The 21,141-nt window shown below is 72.2% G+C and carries 13 protein-coding genes, 4 tRNA genes, 1 other RNA gene and 1 pseudogene; 13 read left to right on the forward strand and 6 right to left on the reverse strand.

Annotation, left to right across the window (positions count from 1 at the left end):
- The first annotated feature begins 95 nt into the window (after nt 1-95).
- Nucleotides 96-1,883, forward strand: a complete 1,788-nt coding sequence (locus ABZ354_RS16165; protein ID WP_358657192.1) for a copper resistance protein CopC — start codon at nt 96-98, stop codon at nt 1,881-1,883.
- A gap of 497 nt (nt 1,884-2,380) precedes the next feature.
- On the opposite strand, the gene ABZ354_RS16170 is transcribed toward ABZ354_RS16165, so the two are convergent.
- Nucleotides 2,381-2,468: transfer RNA gene (locus ABZ354_RS16170), tRNA-Ser, on the reverse strand.
- A 72-nt stretch (nt 2,469-2,540) separates the two neighbouring features.
- Here ABZ354_RS16170 and ffs point away from each other — a divergent pair.
- From ffs to ABZ354_RS16200, 6 genes are all read left to right on the forward strand, one after another.
- Nucleotides 2,541-2,637: signal recognition particle sRNA small type (gene ffs, locus ABZ354_RS16175), an RNA gene on the forward strand.
- A 174-nt stretch (nt 2,638-2,811) separates the two neighbouring features.
- Nucleotides 2,812-5,244, forward strand: a complete 2,433-nt coding sequence (locus ABZ354_RS16180; protein WP_358657104.1) for a DNA polymerase III subunit gamma and tau — start codon at nt 2,812-2,814, stop codon at nt 5,242-5,244.
- A 286-nt stretch (nt 5,245-5,530) separates the two neighbouring features.
- A complete protein-coding gene (purD, locus tag ABZ354_RS16185) occupies nt 5,531-6,790 on the forward strand; it encodes a phosphoribosylamine--glycine ligase (RefSeq protein ID WP_358657106.1) in 1,260 nt (419 codons plus the stop codon).
- A 555-nt stretch (nt 6,791-7,345) separates the two neighbouring features.
- The gene (locus tag ABZ354_RS16190; RefSeq protein ID WP_358657107.1) at nt 7,346-9,454 is read left to right on the forward strand and encodes a hypothetical protein; all 2,109 of its coding nucleotides are present in this window, start codon (nt 7,346-7,348) and stop codon (nt 9,452-9,454) included.
- Between the two features lie 324 nt (nt 9,455-9,778).
- On the forward strand, nt 9,779-11,326 hold the full coding sequence (locus ABZ354_RS16195; RefSeq protein ID WP_358657109.1) for a N,N-dimethylformamidase beta subunit family domain-containing protein: 1,548 nt from the start codon (nt 9,779-9,781) through the stop codon (nt 11,324-11,326).
- A 185-nt stretch (nt 11,327-11,511) separates the two neighbouring features.
- The gene (locus ABZ354_RS16200; protein ID WP_358657111.1) at nt 11,512-12,411 is read left to right on the forward strand and encodes a phosphoribosylaminoimidazolesuccinocarboxamide synthase; all 900 of its coding nucleotides are present in this window, start codon (nt 11,512-11,514) and stop codon (nt 12,409-12,411) included.
- Between the two features lie 160 nt (nt 12,412-12,571).
- On the opposite strand, the gene ABZ354_RS16205 is transcribed toward ABZ354_RS16200, so the two are convergent.
- The 5 genes and pseudogenes from ABZ354_RS16205 to ABZ354_RS16225 all read right to left on the reverse strand — a co-directional run bounded on the left by ABZ354_RS16205 (nt 12,572) and on the right by ABZ354_RS16225 (nt 13,959).
- Nucleotides 12,572-12,647, reverse strand: a tRNA-Gly gene (locus ABZ354_RS16205).
- A gap of 23 nt (nt 12,648-12,670) precedes the next feature.
- Nucleotides 12,671-13,099: pseudogene (locus ABZ354_RS16210) on the reverse strand (LuxR C-terminal-related transcriptional regulator); the annotation flags it as partial.
- Between the two features lie 194 nt (nt 13,100-13,293).
- Nucleotides 13,294-13,366, reverse strand: a tRNA-Gly gene (locus tag ABZ354_RS16215).
- Nucleotides 13,367-13,443: 77 nt separating this feature from the next.
- Nucleotides 13,444-13,515: transfer RNA gene (locus tag ABZ354_RS16220), tRNA-Gly, on the reverse strand.
- A gap of 126 nt (nt 13,516-13,641) precedes the next feature.
- Nucleotides 13,642-13,959, reverse strand: coding sequence for an Lsr2 family protein (locus tag ABZ354_RS16225; protein WP_358657113.1), 318 nt, complete (start codon nt 13,957-13,959; stop codon nt 13,642-13,644).
- A 354-nt stretch (nt 13,960-14,313) separates the two neighbouring features.
- Between ABZ354_RS16225 and purS the strand changes: the two genes are divergently transcribed.
- From purS to purF, 6 genes are all read left to right on the forward strand, one after another.
- A complete protein-coding gene (gene purS / locus ABZ354_RS16230) occupies nt 14,314-14,577 on the forward strand; it encodes a phosphoribosylformylglycinamidine synthase subunit PurS (protein WP_019982969.1) in 264 nt (87 codons plus the stop codon).
- Complete coding sequence (gene purQ, locus ABZ354_RS16235) at nt 14,574-15,254, forward strand: phosphoribosylformylglycinamidine synthase subunit PurQ (protein ID WP_358657116.1); 681 nt, start codon at nt 14,574-14,576, stop codon at nt 15,252-15,254. The genes purS and purQ overlap by 4 nt, the downstream gene beginning before the upstream one ends.
- The gene (gene purL, locus ABZ354_RS16240) at nt 15,251-17,509 is read left to right on the forward strand and encodes a phosphoribosylformylglycinamidine synthase subunit PurL (protein WP_358657118.1); all 2,259 of its coding nucleotides are present in this window, start codon (nt 15,251-15,253) and stop codon (nt 17,507-17,509) included. Before purQ ends, purL begins: the two co-directional genes overlap by 4 nt.
- Before the next feature lie 404 nt (nt 17,510-17,913).
- A complete protein-coding gene (locus tag ABZ354_RS16245) occupies nt 17,914-18,711 on the forward strand; it encodes a sterol carrier family protein (RefSeq protein WP_358657120.1) in 798 nt (265 codons plus the stop codon).
- A gap of 53 nt (nt 18,712-18,764) precedes the next feature.
- Entirely contained in the window at nt 18,765-19,532 is a 768-nt protein-coding gene (locus ABZ354_RS16250) for an META domain-containing protein (protein ID WP_358657122.1), read from the forward strand.
- Nucleotides 19,533-19,594: 62 nt separating this feature from the next.
- The gene (purF, locus tag ABZ354_RS16255; RefSeq protein WP_358657124.1) at nt 19,595-21,124 is read left to right on the forward strand and encodes an amidophosphoribosyltransferase; all 1,530 of its coding nucleotides are present in this window, start codon (nt 19,595-19,597) and stop codon (nt 21,122-21,124) included.
- The last annotated feature ends 17 nt before the right edge of the window (nt 21,125-21,141 follow it).

Raw genomic sequence — 21,141 nt, forward strand, 5'->3', positions numbered from 1 at the left:
GAGCCCCCGCTTCCGTACCCCTTCCCGAGAGGCAACTGCGGGGACGGAGCCGGGGCGTGGGACGTGACGGGGTGCGGGGCGACCCGCGGAGCATGCTGCTGCTCGGTGCCGCTCTCGCCCTCCTGCTGCTCGGTGCCGCCGCCCCCGCCTCCGCGCACGCCGCGCTGCGCGCCACGAACCCCGTCGACGGAACCGTCCTCGAACGGGCGCCCCGCCACCTCACCCTGACCTTCACCGAATCCGTGGCCTTGCTGGACGACTCCTTCCGCGTCTACGGCCCCGACGGGCGCCAAGTCGTCGCGGGCGGCTCGGCCCACGCCGGCGCCCGCCCGGACACGGCGCGGGCGACGCTGCCGGGAGCGCTCGGCAGCGGTACGTACGCCGTTGCCTGGCGGGTCGTCTCGGCGGACGGCCACCCGGTGTCCGGGGCGTTCACCTTCTCCGTGGGCGCGCCCACACCCACCCCCGCGGCGATCCCCACCGCCGCCGAGAACCCGCTGACCGGGGGCCTGCACGCCGCCGCCCGCCACCTCGCCTACCTGGCCGCGGCCCTGCTGATCGGCACGGCGGCGTTCGCGGCCCTGTGCCGACCGCCGCACACCGCCCCCCTGCGGGCCCCGTTCCTGACCGGCTGGTGGGCCCTGCTGACCACGACGGTCGTCCTGCTCCTCCTGCGCGCCCCGTACGAGTCGGGAGCCTCCCCGGCCCGGGCGCTGGACCCGGCAGGCCTCGCCCGCACCGCGACGACCCGCCCGGGCCTGGCACTCGTGGCACGACTCGCCCTGCTGGTGCTCTGCGGCGCCCTGTACGTACGGCTGTCCCGGAGCCGCGACCGGCAGGTCCGTACTACTCCGCCAGTCCTCGTGACGGGCGCCGCCCTGGCGGTGGCGCTGGCCCTGACCTGGGCGGCGGCCGACCACGCCTCCGCCGGAATCCAGGTACCGGTGGCGATGCCGTCCGCGGTGCTGCACCTCCTGGCGACGGCCACCTGGCTGGGCGGCCTGACGGCCCTCCTGACCACCCTGCACCGTTCGCCGACTCCGCTCCCGGCGTCCACGGTGACCCGCTTCTCCCGCCTGGCCCTGAGCTCAGTGACGGTCCTGGTGGTCACGGGCACCTACCAGTCCTGGCGCGGCCTCGGCTCCTGGCAGGCCCTCACGGACACCCCGTACGGCCGTCTCCTGCTCGGCAAACTGGCGCTGGTGGCGCTGCTGCTGGGAGCGGCGACCCGCTCGCGCCACTGGGCGGCGAAGGGGACGGCGACGGCCGGGCACCGGGTCCCCCAACCGGCGGGAGGCCCGCCGCTGCCGACGGACACGCGGCCCGAGCCGGAACGGAACCCGGCGACGCAACCCGCCTCCGACCCCGACGAGGACGCCGCCCACCGCCGGGGCCTGCGCCGTTCGGTCCTCACCGAGGCGGCAGTGGGCGTCCTCGTCCTCCTGCTGACGGCCGCGCTGACCGGCACACAGCCGGGCCGGACGGCGGCGGAGGCTGGGGCGGAGACTGACCAGGACGGGACGACTGCGGGGAGTATGCCCGCGGCGACCGTCACCTCCGTCCCGTTCGACGTGGGCGGGGCCGGGGGGCAGGGCACCGTGCAGATCACCCTCGACCCGGGCCGGGTGGGCCGTAACCGGGTGGAAGCCGTGGTCCTGGCCCGAGACGGCGGCCCGGCCACGGTCCCCGGACTCCGCCTCACGTTCACCCTCACGTCCCGCGAGGTGGGCCCCCTCGACGCCGCCCTCACCGACCGAGGCGGCTACTGGACCACGGACACCCTCACCCTCCCCCTCCCCGGCACCTGGACGATGCGAGCGACGATCCGGGTGTCCGACCTGGACCAGGTGACGGTGACACGACGGGTCCGCATCCCGGACTGACGACGAACGGCGCTGAGCAGCGCGCATTCGAACCCGCCCCTCCTGATGCGTCGTGCGAACCGTGGGGCAGGTCAACGGGGACAGCGACGCCCCGCCACTTCTGCCGCGACCGGAGCGCCGCGCTTCCTGACCGCACCGCCGAATCGGCCAGACCCCGCTTCCACCCCCGTGCCGGCCCTGGCATCCGCCTTCCAGCCCCCCCGAACCCGGCACGCACGGGTGGGCGCCGCCCGGGCCCCGTGCTGGATCGGTGGTACTGACCCGGGTACTGCCCGGCGGCGCCGGTGCCGGCGAGCCACGGCCGGCCGCGGCCCTGCGCCACCGATGCATGTGACCGACTTCGATGCTCAGGGAGCCGGCCCGGAAGATCGAGCGCGCGATCCGGGGAGCCCCGGAAACCTCACCGTGGACAAAGACACAGGACACGGGGTGTGAGGCCAACGACGAAGGGCCCCCTGTTTCCAGGGGGCCCTTCGACATCGTGCCCGGTGAGGCACTGGCGGAGGATACGAGATTCGAACTCGTGAGGGGTTGCCCCCAACACGCTTTCCAAGCGTGCGCCCTAGGCCTCTAGGCGAATCCTCCGTCGGGAACATTACATGACGGCGGGGAGTGCTCGCGAACTCGTTCCCTGCCTGCGGGATCAGGTAAGCTGTGCGCAGCCCCTCACGCGGCGCTATCTGACTGAACTCCCCCAGGGCCGGAAGGCAGCAAGGGTAGGTTGGCTCTGGCGGGTGCGTGGGGGGCGTTCGCGTGATCCCCGCCCCGCGGCCCCGGTCCGGGCGGCCTGCCCGGGCGTTCCCCTTCTCTCGGGGACTCCGCCCTCCCTCTCCATCGGAGGCCCGGCCCTTCCTCGATCCGTCGGCGTGACCTTCCCCGCGTTCCGTGGCGGGACTCGTTGTCGGTGGGCGCCTATAACCTCGTATGCGTGTCGTCTCTCGCGCTGTACCGCCGCTATCGCCCGGAGTCGTTCGCCGAGGTCATCGGGCAGGAGCATGTCACCGACCCGTTGCAGCAGGCGCTGCGGAACAACCGGGTCAATCACGCGTACCTGTTCAGTGGTCCGCGCGGCTGCGGCAAGACGACCAGCGCGCGAATCCTGGCGCGCTGTCTGAACTGCGAGCAGGGGCCCACGCCCACCCCGTGCGGCCAGTGCCAGTCCTGCCGTGACCTCGCGCGCAACGGGCCCGGTTCCATCGACGTCATCGAGATCGACGCCGCATCGCACGGTGGTGTGGACGACGCCCGTGACCTGCGCGAAAAGGCCTTCTTCGGACCTGCGGGCAGCCGGTACAAGATCTACATCATCGACGAGGCCCACATGGTCACGTCGGCCGGTTTCAACGCCCTGCTGAAGGTCGTCGAGGAGCCTCCGGAGCATCTCAAGTTCATCTTCGCGACCACCGAGCCCGAGAAGGTCATCGGGACGATCCGGTCGCGCACGCACCACTACCCGTTCCGGCTCGTGCCGCCCGGCACCCTGCGGGAATACCTGGGCGAGGTGTGCGGGAAGGAGGAGATCCCGGTCGAGGACGGCGTCCTGCCGCTCGTCGTGCGGGCCGGCGGAGGTTCCGTGCGTGACTCGATGTCCGTCATGGACCAGTTGCTGGCCGGCGCCGGGGCGGACGGGGTGACGTACGCCATGGCGACCTCCTTGCTCGGCTACACCGACGGATCCCTGCTCGACTCCGTGGTCGAGGCCTTCGCCACCGGCGACGGCGCCGCCGCCTTCGAGGTCGTGGACCGGATCATCGAAGGCGGCAACGACCCGCGCCGCTTCGTCGCCGACCTGCTCGAGCGCCTGCGCGACCTGGTGATCCTCGCCGCCGTGCCCGACGCCGCGGACAAGGGGCTCATCGACGCCCCCGCCGACGTGATCGAGCGGATGCAGGCCCAGGCGGGCACTTTCGGCGCCGCCGAGCTGAGTCGCGCCGCCGACCTCGTCAACGAGGGCCTCACCGAGATGCGGGGCGCCAACTCCCCGCGCCTCCAGCTCGAACTCATCTGCGCCCGCGTGATGCTGCCCGCCGCCTACGGTGACGAGCGGTCCGTCATGGCGCGCCTGGACCGGATCGAGCGCGGCGTCGCCTTCTCCGGCGGAGCGGGCGCGCCCGCCATGGGGTACGTGCCCGGCCCCGACGCCCATGCGGCAGGCGCCCCTCCGGCAGCCGTCCCTCCGGCCGCGCCCGTTTCGCCCGGTGGAGGTCCCGCGGCGGCCCGAGCGGCGGTGCGTGCCGCAGGCGGGGGATCCGGTACCTCCGACCCGGCGGGGGGCACCGGGGCCGCCTCCGGCCTGGCCGGCCCTTCCGGCCCCTCCAGCCCTTCCGGTACGCCGGGGCATGTGGCCCCGGCTGCCCAGCCCCCGTCGCCCCCTGCCCCCGCCCCGGCAGCCGAGGCCTCCTCGACCGTCACGGCCTCGGCCCCGCAGCCGGACCGGGCACCAGCCGCTGAAGCAGTACCCGCCCCCGCTCCCGGCGCATGGCCCACACCGGCCGCCGCCGGCGGTGGGCGCAGGCCCGGCGGCTGGCCCACCGCGGCTCCCGCGGGCGGCGGCGGACAGTCCCCGGCACCCCCGGCTGCGACGTCGGGCGCATCCGCGGGCGCTCCCGCACCGGCAGCCCCATCCGGGTCCCCCGACCACCCCGCCCCCCCGGCAGCCTCGCAGTCCCCGGCCGCCCAGGGGCCCGCCCCCACCCCGGCCCAGGCCCCGGCCGCCGGCGGTCTCGACCCCCGCATGCTGTGGCCGAACATCCTGGAGGTCGTCAAGAACCGCCGCCGGTTCACCTGGATCCTGCTCAGCCAGAACGCCCAGGTGACCGGCTTCGACGGCACGACACTCCAGATCGGCTTCGTCAACGCCGGTGCGCGGGACAACTTCCTGAGCAGCGGCAGCGAGGACGTACTGCGGCAGGCGCTGGCCGAGCAGTTCAACGTCCAGTGGAAGATCGAGGCGATCGTCGACCCGTCCGGCGGAACAGGTGCCCCCGCCCCGCCCGGCCCTCCGGGCGGCTTCGGCGGCGGCAGCCCGAGCAGTCAGGGCGGCGGTGGCTACGGAGGCGGCGCCGCCGGTGGGTACGGCGGGGGCGGCGCGCCCGCGTCCCGCCCGGCACCCCCGCAGGCCCCGCCGCCGGCGAACCCGTCCGCGTCGTCCGCACACCAGCCCACCCCGGCACAGTCCACCGGAGTCACCGCCACCGCGCCCGCACGTGTGCCCCGGCCCTCTGCCCCGCCCCCCGTCTCGCCCGAGGACGACATTCCGGAGGACGACGACCCCGACCTCGACGAGTCGGCCCTCTCCGGGACGGAGTTGCTCGTACGCGAACTGGGCGCGACCGTCATCGAGGAGCTCTCGAACGACTGAGCTCCCCGTCGAGCTCCCGTCGTTCTCTCCACCTCGAGCCGTTCTTCCAGCCTCGCCTCCTCTGCCCCCTCCTCCCCTCCTCTCCTCCTCGCTCCGCCGCCTTCCCCCCGGGGCGCCCCCGCGGCCCAGCCAGTCCTCTCCTCCTTTCCTCCTTCACTCGACCGCTGGGGCCAGTCCTCTCCCCTTCGCTCGATCCCTGGGCTTGGAGAAACCTCCAAGCCCAGGGATCCCGGCTCCTCGGAAGCCCGCACAAAGGAAACGGCCCCGCTCCCGTTAGGCTGACCCCGTGAAGGTCCTCGTCATCGGCAGCGGTGCCCGCGAACACGCCCTGTGCCGCTCCCTGTCCCTCGACCCCGACGTCACGGCGCTGCACTGCGCCCCCGGCAACGCCGGCATCGCCGAGGTCGCCGAGCTGCACCAGGTCGACGCCCTCGACGGCGCGGCCGTGACCGCCCTGGCCAAGCGGCTGGGCGCCGGTCTGGTGGTCGTGGGTCCGGAGGCCCCGCTCGTCGCAGGGGTAGCCGACACGGTGCGCGAGGCGGGTGTCCCGGTCTTCGGCCCCTCCAGGGAGGCGGCGGAGCTGGAGGGCTCCAAGGCCTTCGCGAAGGACGTGATGGCGGCGGCCGGCGTACCCACCGCGCGCTCCTACGTCTGCACGACGCCGGACCAGGCAGCCACCGCCCTCGACGCCTTCGGCGCTCCGTACGTCGTCAAGGACGACGGGCTCGCCGCCGGCAAGGGCGTCGTCGTCACGGATGACATCGAGGCGGCCAAGGAGCACGCGGCCGCCTGCGAACGCGTCGTCATCGAGGAGTTCCTCGACGGTCCGGAGGTCTCCCTCTTCGCGGTCACCGACGGCCGGACCGTCGTCCCGCTCCAGCCCGCCCAGGACTTCAAGCGTGCTCTGGACGGCGACGAGGGCCCGAACACCGGCGGCATGGGCGCGTACTCGCCGCTGCCGTGGGCGGACCCGAAGCTGGTCGACGAGGTGCTGCAGACGGTTCTGCAGCCCACGGTCGACGAGATGAGCCGCCGCGGCACCCCGTTCTCCGGCCTGCTCTACGCCGGCCTCGCGATCACCTCGCGCGGCGTCCGCGTCATCGAGTTCAACGCCCGCTTCGGCGACCCCGAGACGCAGGTCGTCCTGGCCCGGCTGAGGACGCCGCTCGCCGGACTGCTGATGGCCGCGGCCACCGGCAACCTCGCCCACCTGGAGCCGCTGCGCTGGAGCGAGGACGCCGCGGTCACCGTGGTCGTCGCCTCGCACAACTACCCCGGCACCCCCCGCACCGGCGACCCGATCACCGGCCTGGACGAGGTGGCCGCCCAGGACGCCCCGCACGCGTACGTGCTGCACGCGGGCACCAGGCAGGACGGCGACGCGGTGGTCAGCGCCGGCGGACGCGTCCTGTCCGTGACCGCGACCGGCCAGGATCTCGCCGAGGCCCGTGAACGTGCGTACCGGGCGGTGGCCCGCGTTCGACTCGACGGCTCCCAGCACCGTACGGACATCGCGGCGAAGGCGGCGGCAACCGCCGGCGCCTGACCGGCCGCGCCCCACTCGCCGCCGAAACCGGGACGCCAAGCCGCCCCCACTCGCCGCCGAAACCGGGACGCCAAGCCGCCCCCACTCGCCGCCGAAACCGGGACGCCAAGCCGCCCCCACTCGCCGCCGAGGAGCCGGACGCCAAGCCGCCCCCACCCGACAACCCGGCAGCAACCGGCACCCCTGCCGCAGGCGATCCGCAACCCGGCAATGGCCAACCGCACGCCGGCGACCGGCGGAAACGCAGGTCCCGTACGCGCCCCCTGCCCGCTGTCCACACGGCCCCGGACTCCTGGAGACCACCTTCAGGAAGCTGGGGCCTGATCCTTGCTGTCCGTCATCCACCTTTCCCCAAAGCCATTCCATCGAGTGACCGATGCCCCATCCGGCTGACGAGGGCCGGGGCCCCAACTAGGGTGCGGCGCAAGCTCTCCGGCACATGGCTCACTGACATTGCGATGTCGGTGCCGGGTGCCACAGTGGGGAAGTGAGCACCACGAGAACGGCACCTAGCAGGAGAGAACCGAGGGCATCAGGGAGGGGTTGAGGTCCGGCGTGACCGGTTTGGGTGTGGAGGTGGGCGCGCAGGCAGCGCGCTCCCGGGCGATCGCCGTGCTGCGCGTACGCAGCCGGGCTCTGGCTGTCGCCCTGCTGCCCGCGGCTGCCGCCGTGATCCTTCTCGTCGGCGGTTCGACCGGTCATTTCACGGGCGACGGCTGGGACGCGGCCCGCCGGACGGTGACGCCGTTCGCCGTGCTGGTCCTGCTCGCCGCCGCCGGCATCGCCCTGATCGTCGCCCGGTCGCGCCCGGCCATGAGCCCGACGGTGACGATCGCCGAGAAGTCGGCCCCCGACCTGTACCGGCTGGTGCGGGAGCTCGCCGACCGTCTCGACGTTCCCGCTCCGTCCGCGATAGCGCTCACTCCGGACTGCGACAGCTGGCTGGAGGACCGCACCCACCCGGCCCACGGCCCCTCCACGAACACGCCCACGCAAGCGTCCGCGGCACCCGGCCGGGTCCCCGACGCCGACGAGCCGCACAACGTCCCTGCCGGAAGCGCCCCGGGCAGCCGGGACGACCACGACGACCCGGCCGCGGGCATCGGCGTACAGCGCCGCACCGCCACCGCCACCGCCCCCGTCCTCGTCATCGGCTCCCCCTTCCTGTGGTGGATGCGCGTCGGCGAGCTCCGCGCCGTCCTCGCCCCGGTCGTCGCCGGTACGGGGCCGTCGTCGCACCCCGACATAGCGGCGGCCCGGCGTTTCGTCCGGGGCCTGGACGCCGCGGTCGCCGTGACCTCGGCGCCCGGCCGGGGACCACTGACCCGCCCGGTGCTGGCCGGCGCCGGCTGGGTGGTCCGCCTGCTGCTGCGCGGCTGCCGCGTGCACGCCGCCGAGATGGAGCGCGGCGTCGCCATCGCCGCCGCCGAGCGTGCGCAGGCCGTGGACTACGGCCTGCGGATCGTCGCCCAGGAACAGGTCGGCCTCGCCTACGCCGGCTGGGACCGCCTGCTGACCCGGGTCGCGCTGCCCGCCTGGCGGATGGGCCGCTGGCCCTCACGGCTGGACGCGGGTGTCGTCGCGGCGCTCACCGAGCTGTCCCGGCGCGACCGCCTGGCCGAGGGTTTCGCCTCCCGGCTCGGCGAGCGCCCCGCCTGCGACCTGCTGGAAGAGCCCGGCCTGATCGACGAGGCGACCTCTCTCCTCGCCGCCCGCCTCTTCCACGGCGGTCCCGCCGAGTCCGGCCCGGACTGGTCCCCGGTGGACTGGGACGCGTATCCGGAGGAGGTGGTGGACCGCAAGTGGCGCAGCGACGCGGCCCGCCTGCACCGCGTCCTCGACACCCTGGGCATCCGCCGCGACGCCGACGCCCACACCCCCGACAGGGACGACCCGACCCTGGCCCGCGTCCTCCACCACCTCGCGGAACCGACAAGACCGTCGGCTCAGGGCCCCACCCCTGAGCCCCACCGCCCCGCCGAACCCCCCGAGCCCGCTCAGCCCGCCGAATCCGCTGAGTCCGCCGGATCAGCCGAATCCGCCGAGCGTCCCCACCGGCCCGACGAATCCGACGGCGAACACCACCGCCGGCCCGACGGCGAACACGACGCCGCACACGCCGACCGCTGCACCGCCGCACACGCCGTCGGCTACACCGTCGAACACGCCGTCGGCCACGGCCACGACGACGAATTCGTCGCCCGCTACGACGACGAGGCCGACGAGGAAGAAGACCTCCGCGACACCACCCCCCGCAGTGCCGACCTCGCCGCAGGCCTCAGTGCCGAGGTGGCCCGCGAGGAGGCGATCGCCGCCCGGACCGCCCCGCCCGCCGACGTGCCCCGGGCCGACCGGACCGGCCCGGACACCGCCCTCTGGGACGATCAGGCGCTCCCGCTGTTCCCCCTCCAGCCGCCGCGCTCCGGCCGCGAACTGCTCGCGGACCACATCACCGCGCTGGTGTGCTGCGCCGCGGTGGACACGGCGGGCGCGGTTCCGGGCCTCGACTGGCTCGACGGCCCGTCGCTCCTGGTCAACGGCGTACGCGCGACCGACCTCGGCCCCCGCGTCCTGAGCCTCGTGGAGCGGGGCGACCCGACCCCCCTGCGCTCCTGGCTGACGGACCAGGGCATACGGCCGGACAAGCCGGTACGGCTCGTCTGACGCCCGTACGACGCGACTCTGACGCGCCCGCTCACCGGCCACCGAAGCAGCCTCTCCGCCCGTCCGGCGGGGCCGCCCAACGCTCCGACACTCCTCCGGACTGCCTAGTTCCACTTTCAGCCAATCCGCGACGAATAGTGACAGCGCGCGTGCGGTATGTGATGTGCTGGGACCGATCGCGCGCAGCAGGGTGGTGTCGAGACACGACGAGCCCGCGATGACCCGGCGACCACCACCGGTGGCGTCACCGGTGGCGAGACCGGTGACGCGACCGGCCACCACCATGAAGAGGGCGGCCACGGGGGACCAGGGAGGGGAAGGCCAATGGCGTCGGACCAGATCCGCCGCTGGGAGTCGCGGGAGCCGGGAGCACGGGCGCACGCCGTGCCGGATCCCCTCGGACGGGGCACCGGCCCCACCCCCTGGCCGCGCGGCACCGAGACGTACGTCGGCGACCCCGACCGGATCGTCCCCTGGTACGTGGGGGAGACGGAGCCGGCGGACCAGGCGGCCGACGCCGACCGGACAGGACCGACGTCCCGGCACGGGACCGTCGGCGGCACCCCGCACCCGCGGGCCATCGACGGCCCCCGCTCGGCGGACGACGTGCGCCTCCAGATCAAGGGGTTCACCTCGACCGGCGCGGTCGCCCCCGGCGAGGCGATCGACTTCCACATCACGGTCGACCCGCCGCAGGAATTCGGCGTCGACGTCTACCGCATCGGCCATTACGGCGGCGACGGCGCCGAGCAGATCACCACGAGCCCCCGGCTGTCCGGCATCGTGCAGCCGGCGCCGCTCACCGCCGACCGTACGGTGTCCTGTCACCACTGGTGGCTGTCCTGGCGGCTGCAGGTGCCGTCGTACTGGAACCCCGGCGCGTACGTCGCCGTACTCACCACCGCCGACGGCCACCGCTCCCACGTGCCGTTCACCGTCCGCGACGACCGCCCGGCCGACCTGCTGCTCGTCCTGCCGGACATCACCTGGCAGGCGTACAACCGCTACCCGGACGACGGCCGCACCGGCGCGAGCATGTACCACGCCTGGGACGACGGGGGCCGCCTGCTCGGGGAGGCCGACGCCGCGGCGACGGTCTCCTTCGACCGCCCCTACGCGGGCTGGGGCCTGCCGCTGCACATCGGCCACGCCTACGACGTCATCCGCTGGGCCGAGCGCTACGGCTACGACCTCACCTACGCCGACGCCCGCGACCTGCACGCCGGCCGGGTCGACCCCACCCGCTACCGCGGACTGATCTTCCCCGGGCACGACGAGTACTGGTCGGTCCCCATGCGCGCCACCGCCGAGCGCGCCCGGGACCACGGCACGTCGCTGGTCTTCCTCTCCGCCGACACCATGCGCTGGCAGGTGGAGCTGAGGCCCTCGCCGTCCGGCACCCCGGACCGCCTGCTGACCTGCCGCAAGCGCAAGGGCCCCGGGAAGCCGGTGCTGTGGCGCGAGATCGACCGCCCCGAGCAGCAACTGCTGGGCATCCAGTACGCGGGCAGTGTGCCGGAGCCCCACCCGCTGATCGTCCGCAACGGCGACCACTGGCTGTGGGAGGCGACCGGCGCCCGGGAGGGCGACGAGCTCGACGGCCTGGTCGCGGGCGAGGCCGACCGCTACTTCCCGCGCACGGCGCTGCCCCCGTACGAGGAGCGGACCCTGCTCGCCCACTCCCCGTACACCGATGCGAACGGGGCCCTCCGTCACCAGGACACGTCTCTCTACCGGGCCCCGTCGGGCGCCTGGGTCTTCGCCTCCGGCACCTCCGCCTGGTCCCCGGCCCTGGACCGGCCCGGCCACGTCGACCCCCGCATCCAGCGCGCGACGGCCAACCTCCTGGACCGCATCTGCAAGCGGGACTGACCCCCGCCCCGAGCGCCGCCGAAAAGCTCGCCCGAGCGCCGCACGACGCCCGCCGGGGAACCGGAGCGCGCCCGGCCGACGACCAGGACGCGTCCGCGTTGCCGCTGATGGCGCCCCTGGCGGCGCCCGTCGCTTCGCCATACGGAAGAATCGGGGGGAGTCGTACAGAACCACGGGGAGGAACCGTGTCCGGATTCGTAGAGAAGCCCGAACCGCGTCAGGTTCCGGGCCTGGTACATCTGCACACCGGCAAGGTGCGCGACCTGTACCAGAACGAGGCGGGGGAGCTCGTCATGGTCGCGAGTGACCGCATCTCCGCCTATGACTGGGTGCTGCCCACCGAGATCCCCGACAAGGGCCGGGTCCTCACCCGGCTCTCCCTGTGGTGGTTCGACCAGCTCGCGGACCTCGTCCCGAACCACGTCCTGAGCACCGAGCTGCCGTCGGGCGCCCCCGCCGACTGGGCCGGCCGCACCCTCGTCTGCAAGTCGCTGCGGATGATCCCCGTGGAATGCGTGGCACGCGGCTACCTCACCGGCTCGGGCCTCACCGAGTACCAGGAATTCCGCACCGTCTGCGGCCTCGCCCTCCCCGAGGGGCTCGTCGACGGTTCCGAACTGCCCGCCCCGATCTTCACCCCGGCCACCAAGGCCGAGGTCGGCGAGCACGACGAGAACGTCTCCTACGAGGAGGTCGCCCGCCAGGTGGGCGCCGAGACGGCCACGCAGCTGCGCCAGGCGACGCTCGCCGTCTACTCCCGCGCCCGCGACGTCGCCCGCGAGCGCGGCCTCGTCCTCGCGGACACGAAGTTCGAGTTCGGCTTCGAGGGCGAGGAGCTGATCCTCGCGGACGAGGTCCTCACCCCGGACTCGTCCCGCTTCTGGCCGGCGGACCAGTGGGAGCCGGGGCGTGCGCAGCCCTCGTACGACAAGCAGTTCGTGCGCGACTGGCTGACCTCCGCCGCGTCCGGCTGGGACCGCGGGAGCGAGCTGCCCCCGCCGCCGCTGCCGCAGCACATCGTGGACGCGACCCGGGCGAAATACGTGGAGGCGTACGAGCGCCTGACGGGCACCACCTGGAGCTGACGCACGACCGGCACAGGTCACGGGCACGGGGCACGGGCACCCGGCTGGGGCAGGCCGGCACCGGTCCACGACGCAGGACCGGTGCCGACGGCCATCACGACGAGGGCGGCCCGCCCACCACGACGAAGGCCCCGGTCCAAGGACCGGGGCCTTCACCATCTGGAGCGGACGACGAGGTTCGAACTCGCGACCTCAACCTTGGCAAGGTTGCGCTCTACCAACTGAGCTACGTCCGCAGTGCGCGGTGGCGCGAGAGCAACTATACCCAACCTCGCTCCCGTGCGAGACGCACCGCCGTGTGACGGTTCTCCGCCCCGGGCTTCGACGCGGCCGACGACAAGCAGTTCCGTACCGTTCCCTGTGACAGCGCGGCGCGCTCGGCGATCTCCGCGACGAACGTCCCGTCGGCGGCGAATACCAGCACCTCCGTCTCCCGTGCGGTCAGCGGGGAGTCACCGGCGGAGACCGCGTCGGCCGCCCACCCCGGAACCACGGGGCGGTTCCCGGCGTGCACGGTACGGATGACCTCCGCGAGCCGCTCCGCGCTGACCGTCGTCACGACGAACCCGCGCACACCAGAGGCGAGCGCCCGCTTCAGGTGGCCGGCCGACCGCGACTGGTCACGCTCAGCACTAAGCAAGTCCGGCAGTTCCCTACGTAGCGATGTTGATGTGGCGACCTTCACACCGCCCACGCCGAGCGGGCATCTGAAGATGGGGCGGTGCAGCGGTGCGGCAGTGCGCGTTGCCACCAGGCGGCATGACACATGGCAGACGGGGCGGGAGGAGAACCCGCGGAAGAACGAGGTGATTCGCGGACGGGGGAGGATTCGCGGAACAACGAAAAGACCCCGGTCCCTGAGGGACCGGGGTCTCATTCCCGAGCGGACGACGAGGTTCGAACTCGCGACCTCAACCTTGGCAAGGTTGCGCTCTACCAACTGAGCTACGTCCGCATTGCCTCCGACCGGCTCTCACCGATCGGCGCGAGCATCATCTTACCTGATCCACAAGAGTGGTGGTGGCGATGCAGAGCGGGTGACAGGAATTGCACACTGCGCCTTCCCCCTGGAAGGGGGATGTTCTACTACTGAACTACACCCGCGCGCCCCTGAGTGAGCTGGGCCTTTCGGCCTTGCCCCTCGGCGTGCTCCAGACTCTAGCTGATCAGCGGGGGTGCTGCGCAAGTCGGTTCACGCGAGGGGCGTATGACCGGTCGTCGGTCCGGGGCTCACTGAGCGGCGGAGAAGGCCTCGTACACCTTCTTCGGGATCCGGCCGCGCGCCGGTACGTCCATCTTGTTGGCCTGGGCCCAGGCCCGTACGGCCGCCGGGTCCGGCGCGACCTCGGTCTGCCGGTACGCCTTGCCCGACCTGGACCGCTTGCGGCCGGCCGCCACGTAGGGCTCGAGGGCCCGGCGCAGGTTGACGGCGTTGGCTTCATTCAGGTCGATCTCGTACGACTTGCCGTCGAGTCCGAAGGCGATCGTCTCCGCCGCTTCCGAGCCGTCGATGTCGTCAAAGAGAGTGACCACGACCTTCTGCGCCACGAATATCGGTCCCTTCGTGCGACATCTCGTCCGTTGTGACGTGCCGGGACGTCACGGAGATGTCGACTGTTCGCCTGTTAATGGGCAGAGTATCGGCCAATGGCAATTCATTTGTACAGTGCCTGCCATTGCATTGTGAAGCCCGACTAAATCTCTCCGCGTGTCCGCAGCGCAATAGGGAACACGCCCGGATCACGGATCTTTCCAGTAACTTTTCGCGAAAACCCCTGGTCGAGACCCGATCGTGACAGCGGTCACGTAGATTCCTCCAACTCTACTCGCGTAGAAATTTTGTGCGGGTAGTCTGAAGACACACGCAGGAACCTGCTCAGCACCACAACACCGGGAGTGCCAGTGGCACGCGTCGTAGTCGACGTCATGCTCAAGCCGGAGATCCTCGACCCCCAGGGCCAGGCGGTGCAGCGCGCACTGCCGCGTCTGGGTTTCGAGGGGATCTCGGACGTACGTCAGGGAAAGCGATTCGAACTGGAAGTTGACGGGCCGGTCGACGACGCCGCGCTCGCCCGCATCCACGATCTTGCGGAATCCTTCCTCGCCAACACCGTGATCGAGGACTTCACCGTCAAGGTGGAGGAAGTCGCGGAGGCCGCGAAGTGACCGCTCGCATTGGCGTCGTCACTTTCCCCGGCAGCCTCGACGACCGTGACACGCAGCGCGCGATCCGGCTCGCCGGTGCCGAACCCGTCGCGCTCTGGCACAAGGACAAGGACCTCAAGCAGGTCGACGCCGTGGTGCTGTGCGGCGGATTCTCGTACGGCGACTATCTGCGTGCCGGTGCCATCGCCCGTTTCTCGCCCGTGATGGAGCCCCTCATCGAGCAGGCCAGGGCCGGTCTTCCGGTTCTCGGCATCTGCAACGGCTTCCAGATCCTCACCGAGGCGCACCTGCTGCCCGGCGCGATGCTCGGCAACGACCACCTTCACTTCATCTGCCGCGACCAGAAGCTGCGGGTGGAGAACGCGGAAACCGCCTGGACGACCGACTACTCGGCGGGCCAGGAGATCGACATCCCGCTGAAGAACATGGACGGCCGGTACGTCGCCGACGCGTACACCCTCGACAAGCTGGAGGCGGAGGGCCGCGTCGCCTTCCGGTACGTGGACTTCAACCCCAACGGCTCGCTCCGCGACATCGCCGGCATCAGCAACGAGGCCGGGAACGTCGTGGGCCTGATGCCGCACCCCGAGCACGCCGTGGAGCCGCTGATCGGTACGGGTCGTACCGACGGCCTCCCCTTCTTCACCTCGATCCTCAAGAAGCTGGTCAACGCATGAGCCGGACGCCTCTGGACACGGTCGAGCACGCGGCCGCGACCCCCGACGTCGAGCTGCCCTGGGCCGAACTCGGCCTGAAGAAGGACGAGTACGAGCGGGTCGTGGAGATCCTCGGCCGCCGGCCCACCGGCGCCGAGCTCGCCATGTACTCGGTCATGTGGTCCGAGCACTGCTCGTACAAGAGCAGCAAGGTCCACCTGCGCCAGTTCGGCGAGAAGGCCCCGCAGTCCGACGCCCTCCTCGTCGGCATCGGCGAGAACGCCGGTGTGGTCGACGTCGGCCAGGGCTACGCCGTCACCTTCAAGGTCGAGTCGCACAACCACCCGTCGTACGTGGAGCCCTACCAGGGCGCCGCGACCGGTGTCGGCGGCATCGTCCGCGACATCATCGCCATGGGCGCCCGGCCGGTCGCCGTGGTCGACCCGCTGCGCTTCGGCGCGGCCGACCACCCCGACACCAAGCGCGTCCTGCCGGGTGTCGTCGCCGGCATCGGCGGCTACGGCAACTGCCTGGGCCTGCCGAACATCGGCGGCGAGGTCGTCTTCGACGCCTGCTACCAGGGAAACCCACTGGTCAACGCCGGTGCGATCGGCGTCATGCGGCACGAGGACATCCACCTCGCCAAGGCGTCCGGCGCGGGCAACAAGGTCATCCTGTACGGGGCCCGCACCGGCGGCGACGGCATCGGCGGCGCCTCGATCCTGGCGAGCGAGACCTTCGACGACGCCAAGCCCTCGAAGCGTCCCGCCGTGCAGGTGGGCGACCCCTTCCAGGAGAAGCTCCTCATCGAGTGCACCCTGGAGGCCTTCCAGGAGAAGCTGGTCGTCGGCATCCAGGACCTCGGCGCGGCCGGCCTGTCCTGCGCGACGAGCGAGCTGGCGTCCAACGGCTCGGGCGGCATGCGCGTCACCCTGGACGACGTACCGCTGCGCGACTCCACGCTCTCGCCCGAGGAAATCCTCATGAGCGAGTCGCAGGAGCGCATGTGCGCGGTGGTCGAGCCCGACAAGGTCGACCGCTTCCTGGAGATCTGCGACAAGTGGGACGTCATCGCGACCGTCATCGGTGAGGTCACCGACGGCGACCGGCTGGAGATCTTCTGGCACGGCGGCAAGATCGTGGACGTCGACCCGCGCACGGTCGCCCACGACGGCCCGGTCTACGAGCGTCCGTACGCCCGCCCGGCCTGGCAGGACGCCCTCCAGGCCGACGACGCGAACAAGCTGCCGCGTCCGCAGACGTCCGAGGAACTGAGGAAGCAGGTCCTGAGCCTGGTCGCGTCCCCGAACCAGGCGTCCAAGAAGTGGATCACCTCGCAGTACGACCACTTCGTGCAGGGCAACACCGTCCTCGCGCAGCCCGAGGACTCCGGCATGATCCGCATCGACGAGGAGAGCGGCCTCGGCGTCGCCCTCGCGACGGACGGCAACGGCCGGTACGCCAAGCTCGACCCGTACGCGGGCGCACAGCTGGCCCTGGCGGAGGCGTACCGCAACGTCGCCACCACCGGCGCCAAGCCGCTCGCCGTCTCCGACTGCCTGAACTTCGGCTCGCCCGAGGACCCGGCCGTCATGTGGCAGTTCGCGGAGGCCGTCCGCGGTCTCGCCGACGGTTGCCGACAGCTCGGCACACCGGTGACCGGCGGCAACGTCTCGCTCTACAACCAGACGGGCGAGGCGGCGATCCACCCGACGCCGGTCGTCGCGGTCCTCGGCGTCATCGACGACGTCGCCCGCCGCACGCCGGTCGCCTTCCAGGAGGAGGGTCAGCTGATCTACCTCCTCGGCGACACTCGCGAGGAGTTCGGCGGCTCGGCCTGGTCGCAGGTGATCCACGACCACCTGGGCGGCCTGCCCCCGGCCGTGGACCTGGAGCGCGAGCGGCTCCTGGCCGAGATCCTGCTGTCCGCCTCCCGCGACGGCATGATCGACTCCGCGCACGACCTGTCCGACGGCGGTCTGATCCAGGCCGTGGTCGAGTCGGCGCTGCTCGGAGGCAAGGGCGCTCGCCTGATCGTCCCGGACGGCCTGGACGCGTTCACGTTCCTGCTCTCCGAGTCGGCCGGCCGAGCGATCGTCGCTGTGCCGCGCTCGGAGGAGGTCCGCTTCAACGACATGTGCGGCGCGCGGGGCCTGCCCGTCACCCGCATCGGTGTCGTGGACGGCGACACGGTCGAGGTGCAGGGCGAGTTCGCGCTCACCCTGACCGAGCTGCGCGACGCCCACGAGGGCACGATTCCGGCACTGCTGGCCTGACCGGGCCCAACCCCTGAGCCCCCGCCCGGGCCTGACCGGGCGGGGGTTCCTCGCGTCCGAACCGGGTCCTCCTGCCGGTGCCGCCGGCGACTTCGGTCGTCCGAGCGTGCGATGTCACGCGGGCACCGATGCTCTGGGGGCACGGGGAGCTCCGATTTCCGGGCGGAGTGAGGAGCGCGGCCGACGTGTCACCGCGCCCGCTCGCCGGGCGGTGCCGGTCACAGGGGGCGAGAGACCCGGCGGGTCCGGGACGGTCGACACGACGCGAGATCGACACGGGGCAGGTCAGGCCCGCACCGGCGACGCTCCTCCGCGCCTGCGTCACCGACGTCGCCCGGGGCCCCACCGCACCGGCATCGACTTTCCCCGGTCCGGTGGCCTCCGCGCCGCATAGGCTCGCCCCCATGCCCCCGGCCAGAAAACGCCTCCGCGCCTACGACCCCGTCAAGATCCGCTCCGCCGTCCTTACCCAGTTCGGGCACGTACGCGCGGCCGTGCGCACGCTGAGCCCCGAGCAGCTCGACCTGCCGACGCGCCTCGGGGACTGGACGGTCCGGGAGCTGGCCGCGCACGTGACGATGGCCGTCGGGACCGTCAGCCGGAACCTCGACCGGGACGAGCCCGCCGAGGCCGGGCTGGCCCTGCTCGACTGGCCTTTCGCCACCGCCGCCCGCGCCACCGACATCGCCGACGGCACCCGCGAACTCGCGCGGGCCAACCCCGACCTCGAAGACCTCTACGCCCGCACCGCCGACCGCCTCACCGAGCGGCTCGCCGACGCCCCCGGCACCCGCCTGCTGGCCGCCCGTACCGGCACCATGACGCTGGCCGACTACCTGGTCACCCGCACCGTCGAACTCGTCGTCCACACCGACGACCTCAACGCCGCCGTGCCCGGCCTCGACATCCCGTACGACCGCCAGGCCCTGGCCGCCTGCACCCGGCTGCTGGCCGACGCCCTCGCCGCCAAGGCACCCGGCGGCGCCACCGAGGTGCGGATTCCGCCCTACGCCGTCGTGCAGTGCGTCGAAGGGCCCCGGCACACCCGCGGCACCCCGCCGAACGTCGTCGAGACCGCCCCGCTGACCTGGGTCCGGCTCGCCACCGGCCGCCTCACCTGGGCCGACGCGGTCGCCGCGGCCGAGGTGAGCGCGAGCGGCGAGCGCGCCGACCTCTCGGAGCTGCTGCCCCTCATGGGCTGACACGCCCCCGGGCGCGCGGGGAACCGTTCCTTCGGAAGACCCGTCGAAGCGCCATGGACAGGCACAAGCAACGCATCACCCTGACAGCAGCGGCCGTGCTGGTCCCGCTCGTGGCGGCCTGCGGCAGCGAGAAGGCGGGCAGCGGATCGGTCGGGGCCGAGAAACCCCTGACCGGAGCGGTGTGGAGTGTCGACAGCGTCACCGTCGACGGCACCACGCACCGCTCCCCGGCCGACGCCCACCTCACCGTCACGGACGACGGCCGGGCCGAAGGCAGTTACGGCTGCAACACCTTCAGCGCGAAGGCCACCTTCGACGGCAGCACAGTCCGCCTCGGCGACGCCACCTCGACGGACATGGCCTGCGACAAGAAGCCCATGGCCTTCGAACGCGTCCTCGCCGCCGCCCTCACCGACGCCGAACTCGGCACCGACGTGAAGAGCGACCGCGTCGACCTGACCGGCGACCACGGCACCGTCCACCTCAGCAGGTCGCCGGACGCGAAGCTGCGCGGCACCAAGTGGATCGTCACCAGCCCCGACGCCAAGGGCGAGGCCCACCTGACCTTCGACGCGAAGAAGAGCACCGTCACCGGCCGCCTCGGCTGCAACCACGTCAACGCCAAGGCCACTGTCCGCGACGGCCGTATCACCGTAGGCGCTCCGACCACCACCCGGATGATGTGCGAAGACTCACTCATGGACACCGAGCGGGCCGTGCTGCGCGCCCTCAAGGGTCCGGTCGAGTACCGCATCGATCACCACACCCTCACGCTGACCAGCGAGAACGGCGCTTCCCTACGGGCCGTCGCCGCCCCGTGATCCACAACTGAGGGCACATCCCCAATTCGGACCAGTGGTCGACCTCGCCTACACTCGGTGGCGTGCCACGTGGTGACGGACGACTCAACCACGACCTTCTCCCCGGCGAGAAAGGCCCCCAGGACGCTTGCGGCGTCTTCGGTGTCTGGGCGCCGGGCGAAGAGGTCGCCAAGCTCACGTACTTCGGGCTTTACGCCCTCCAGCATCGGGGCCAGGAGTCCGCGGGAATCGCGGTCAGCAACGGCTCCCAGATCCTCGTCTTCAAGGACATGGGCCTGGTCTCCCAGGTCTTCGACGAGACCTCCCTCGGATCGCTCCAGGGACACATCGCGGTCGGACACGCCCGCTACTCGACCACCGGTGCCTCCGTCTGGGAGAACGCCCAGCCGACGTTCCGCGCCACCGCGCAGGGTTCGATCGCACTCGGTCACAACGGCAACCTCGTCAACACGGCGCAGCTCGCCGACCTGGTCGCCGACCTGCCCAAGGACCACTCCGGGCGCTCCACCCGGGTCGCGGCCACCAACGACACCGACCTCATCACCGCGCTCCTCGCGGGCCAGGCCGACGCCGACGGCAAGCCGCTGACCATCGAGGAGGCGGCCGGCAAGGTGCTGCCCGAGGTGCGCGGCGCCTTCAGCCTCGTCTTCATGGACGAGCACACCCTCTACGCGGCCCGCGACCCGCAGGGCATCCGCCCGCTGGTCCTCGGCCGTCTCGAGCGCGGCTGGGTGGTCGCCTCCGAGTCCGCCGCCCTCGACATCTGTGGCGCGAGCTATGTGCGCGAGATCGAGCCGGGCGAGTTCGTCGCCATCGACGAGAACGGCCTGCGCACCTCCCGATTCGCGAAAGCGAAGCCCAAGGGCTGTGTCTTCGAGTACGTCTACCTGGCCCGCCCGGACACCGACATCGCCGGCCGGAACGTGTACCTGTCCCGCGCCGAGATGGGCCGCCGCCTCGCCAAGGAGGCCCCCGTCGAGGCCGATCTGGTCATACCGACACCGGAATCCGGCACTCCCGCCGCGATCGGCTACGCGGAGGCCTCCGGCATCCCGTTCGGCGCCGGCCTGGTGAAGAACGCCTATGTGGGCCGGACCTTCATCCAGCCCTCACAGACCATTCGCCAGCTGGGCATCCGGCTGAAGCTGAACCCGCTGAAGGAAGTCATCAAGGGCAAGCGTCTGGTCGTCGTGGACGACTCCATCGTCCGCGGCAACACCCAGCGGGCCCTGGTCCGCATGCTGCGCGAGGCGGGCGCCGCCGAGGTCCACATCCGGATCTCCTCCCCGCCCGTGAAGTGGCCCTGCTTCTTCGGCATCGACTTCGCCACCCGCGCCGAGCTCATCGCCAACGGCATGACCATCGACGAGATCGGCACCAGCCTGGGCGCCGACTCGCTCGCCTACATCTCCCTCGACGGCATGATCGAGGCGACCACCATCGCCAAGCCGAACCTGTGCCGCGCCTGCTTCGACGGCGAGTACCCGATGGAACTCCCCGACCCCGAGCTGCTCGGCAAGCAGCTGCTGGAGACGGAGCTGGCCGCGGGCCCGGCCGCCACGGCCGCCGCCGACGCGATCCGCCGCCCGTAGCGGCCCGCACTACCTGC

The sequence above is a fragment of the Streptomyces sp. NPDC005925 genome (assembly GCF_040638805.1).
Taxonomy (GTDB): domain Bacteria; phylum Actinomycetota; class Actinomycetes; order Streptomycetales; family Streptomycetaceae; genus Streptomyces.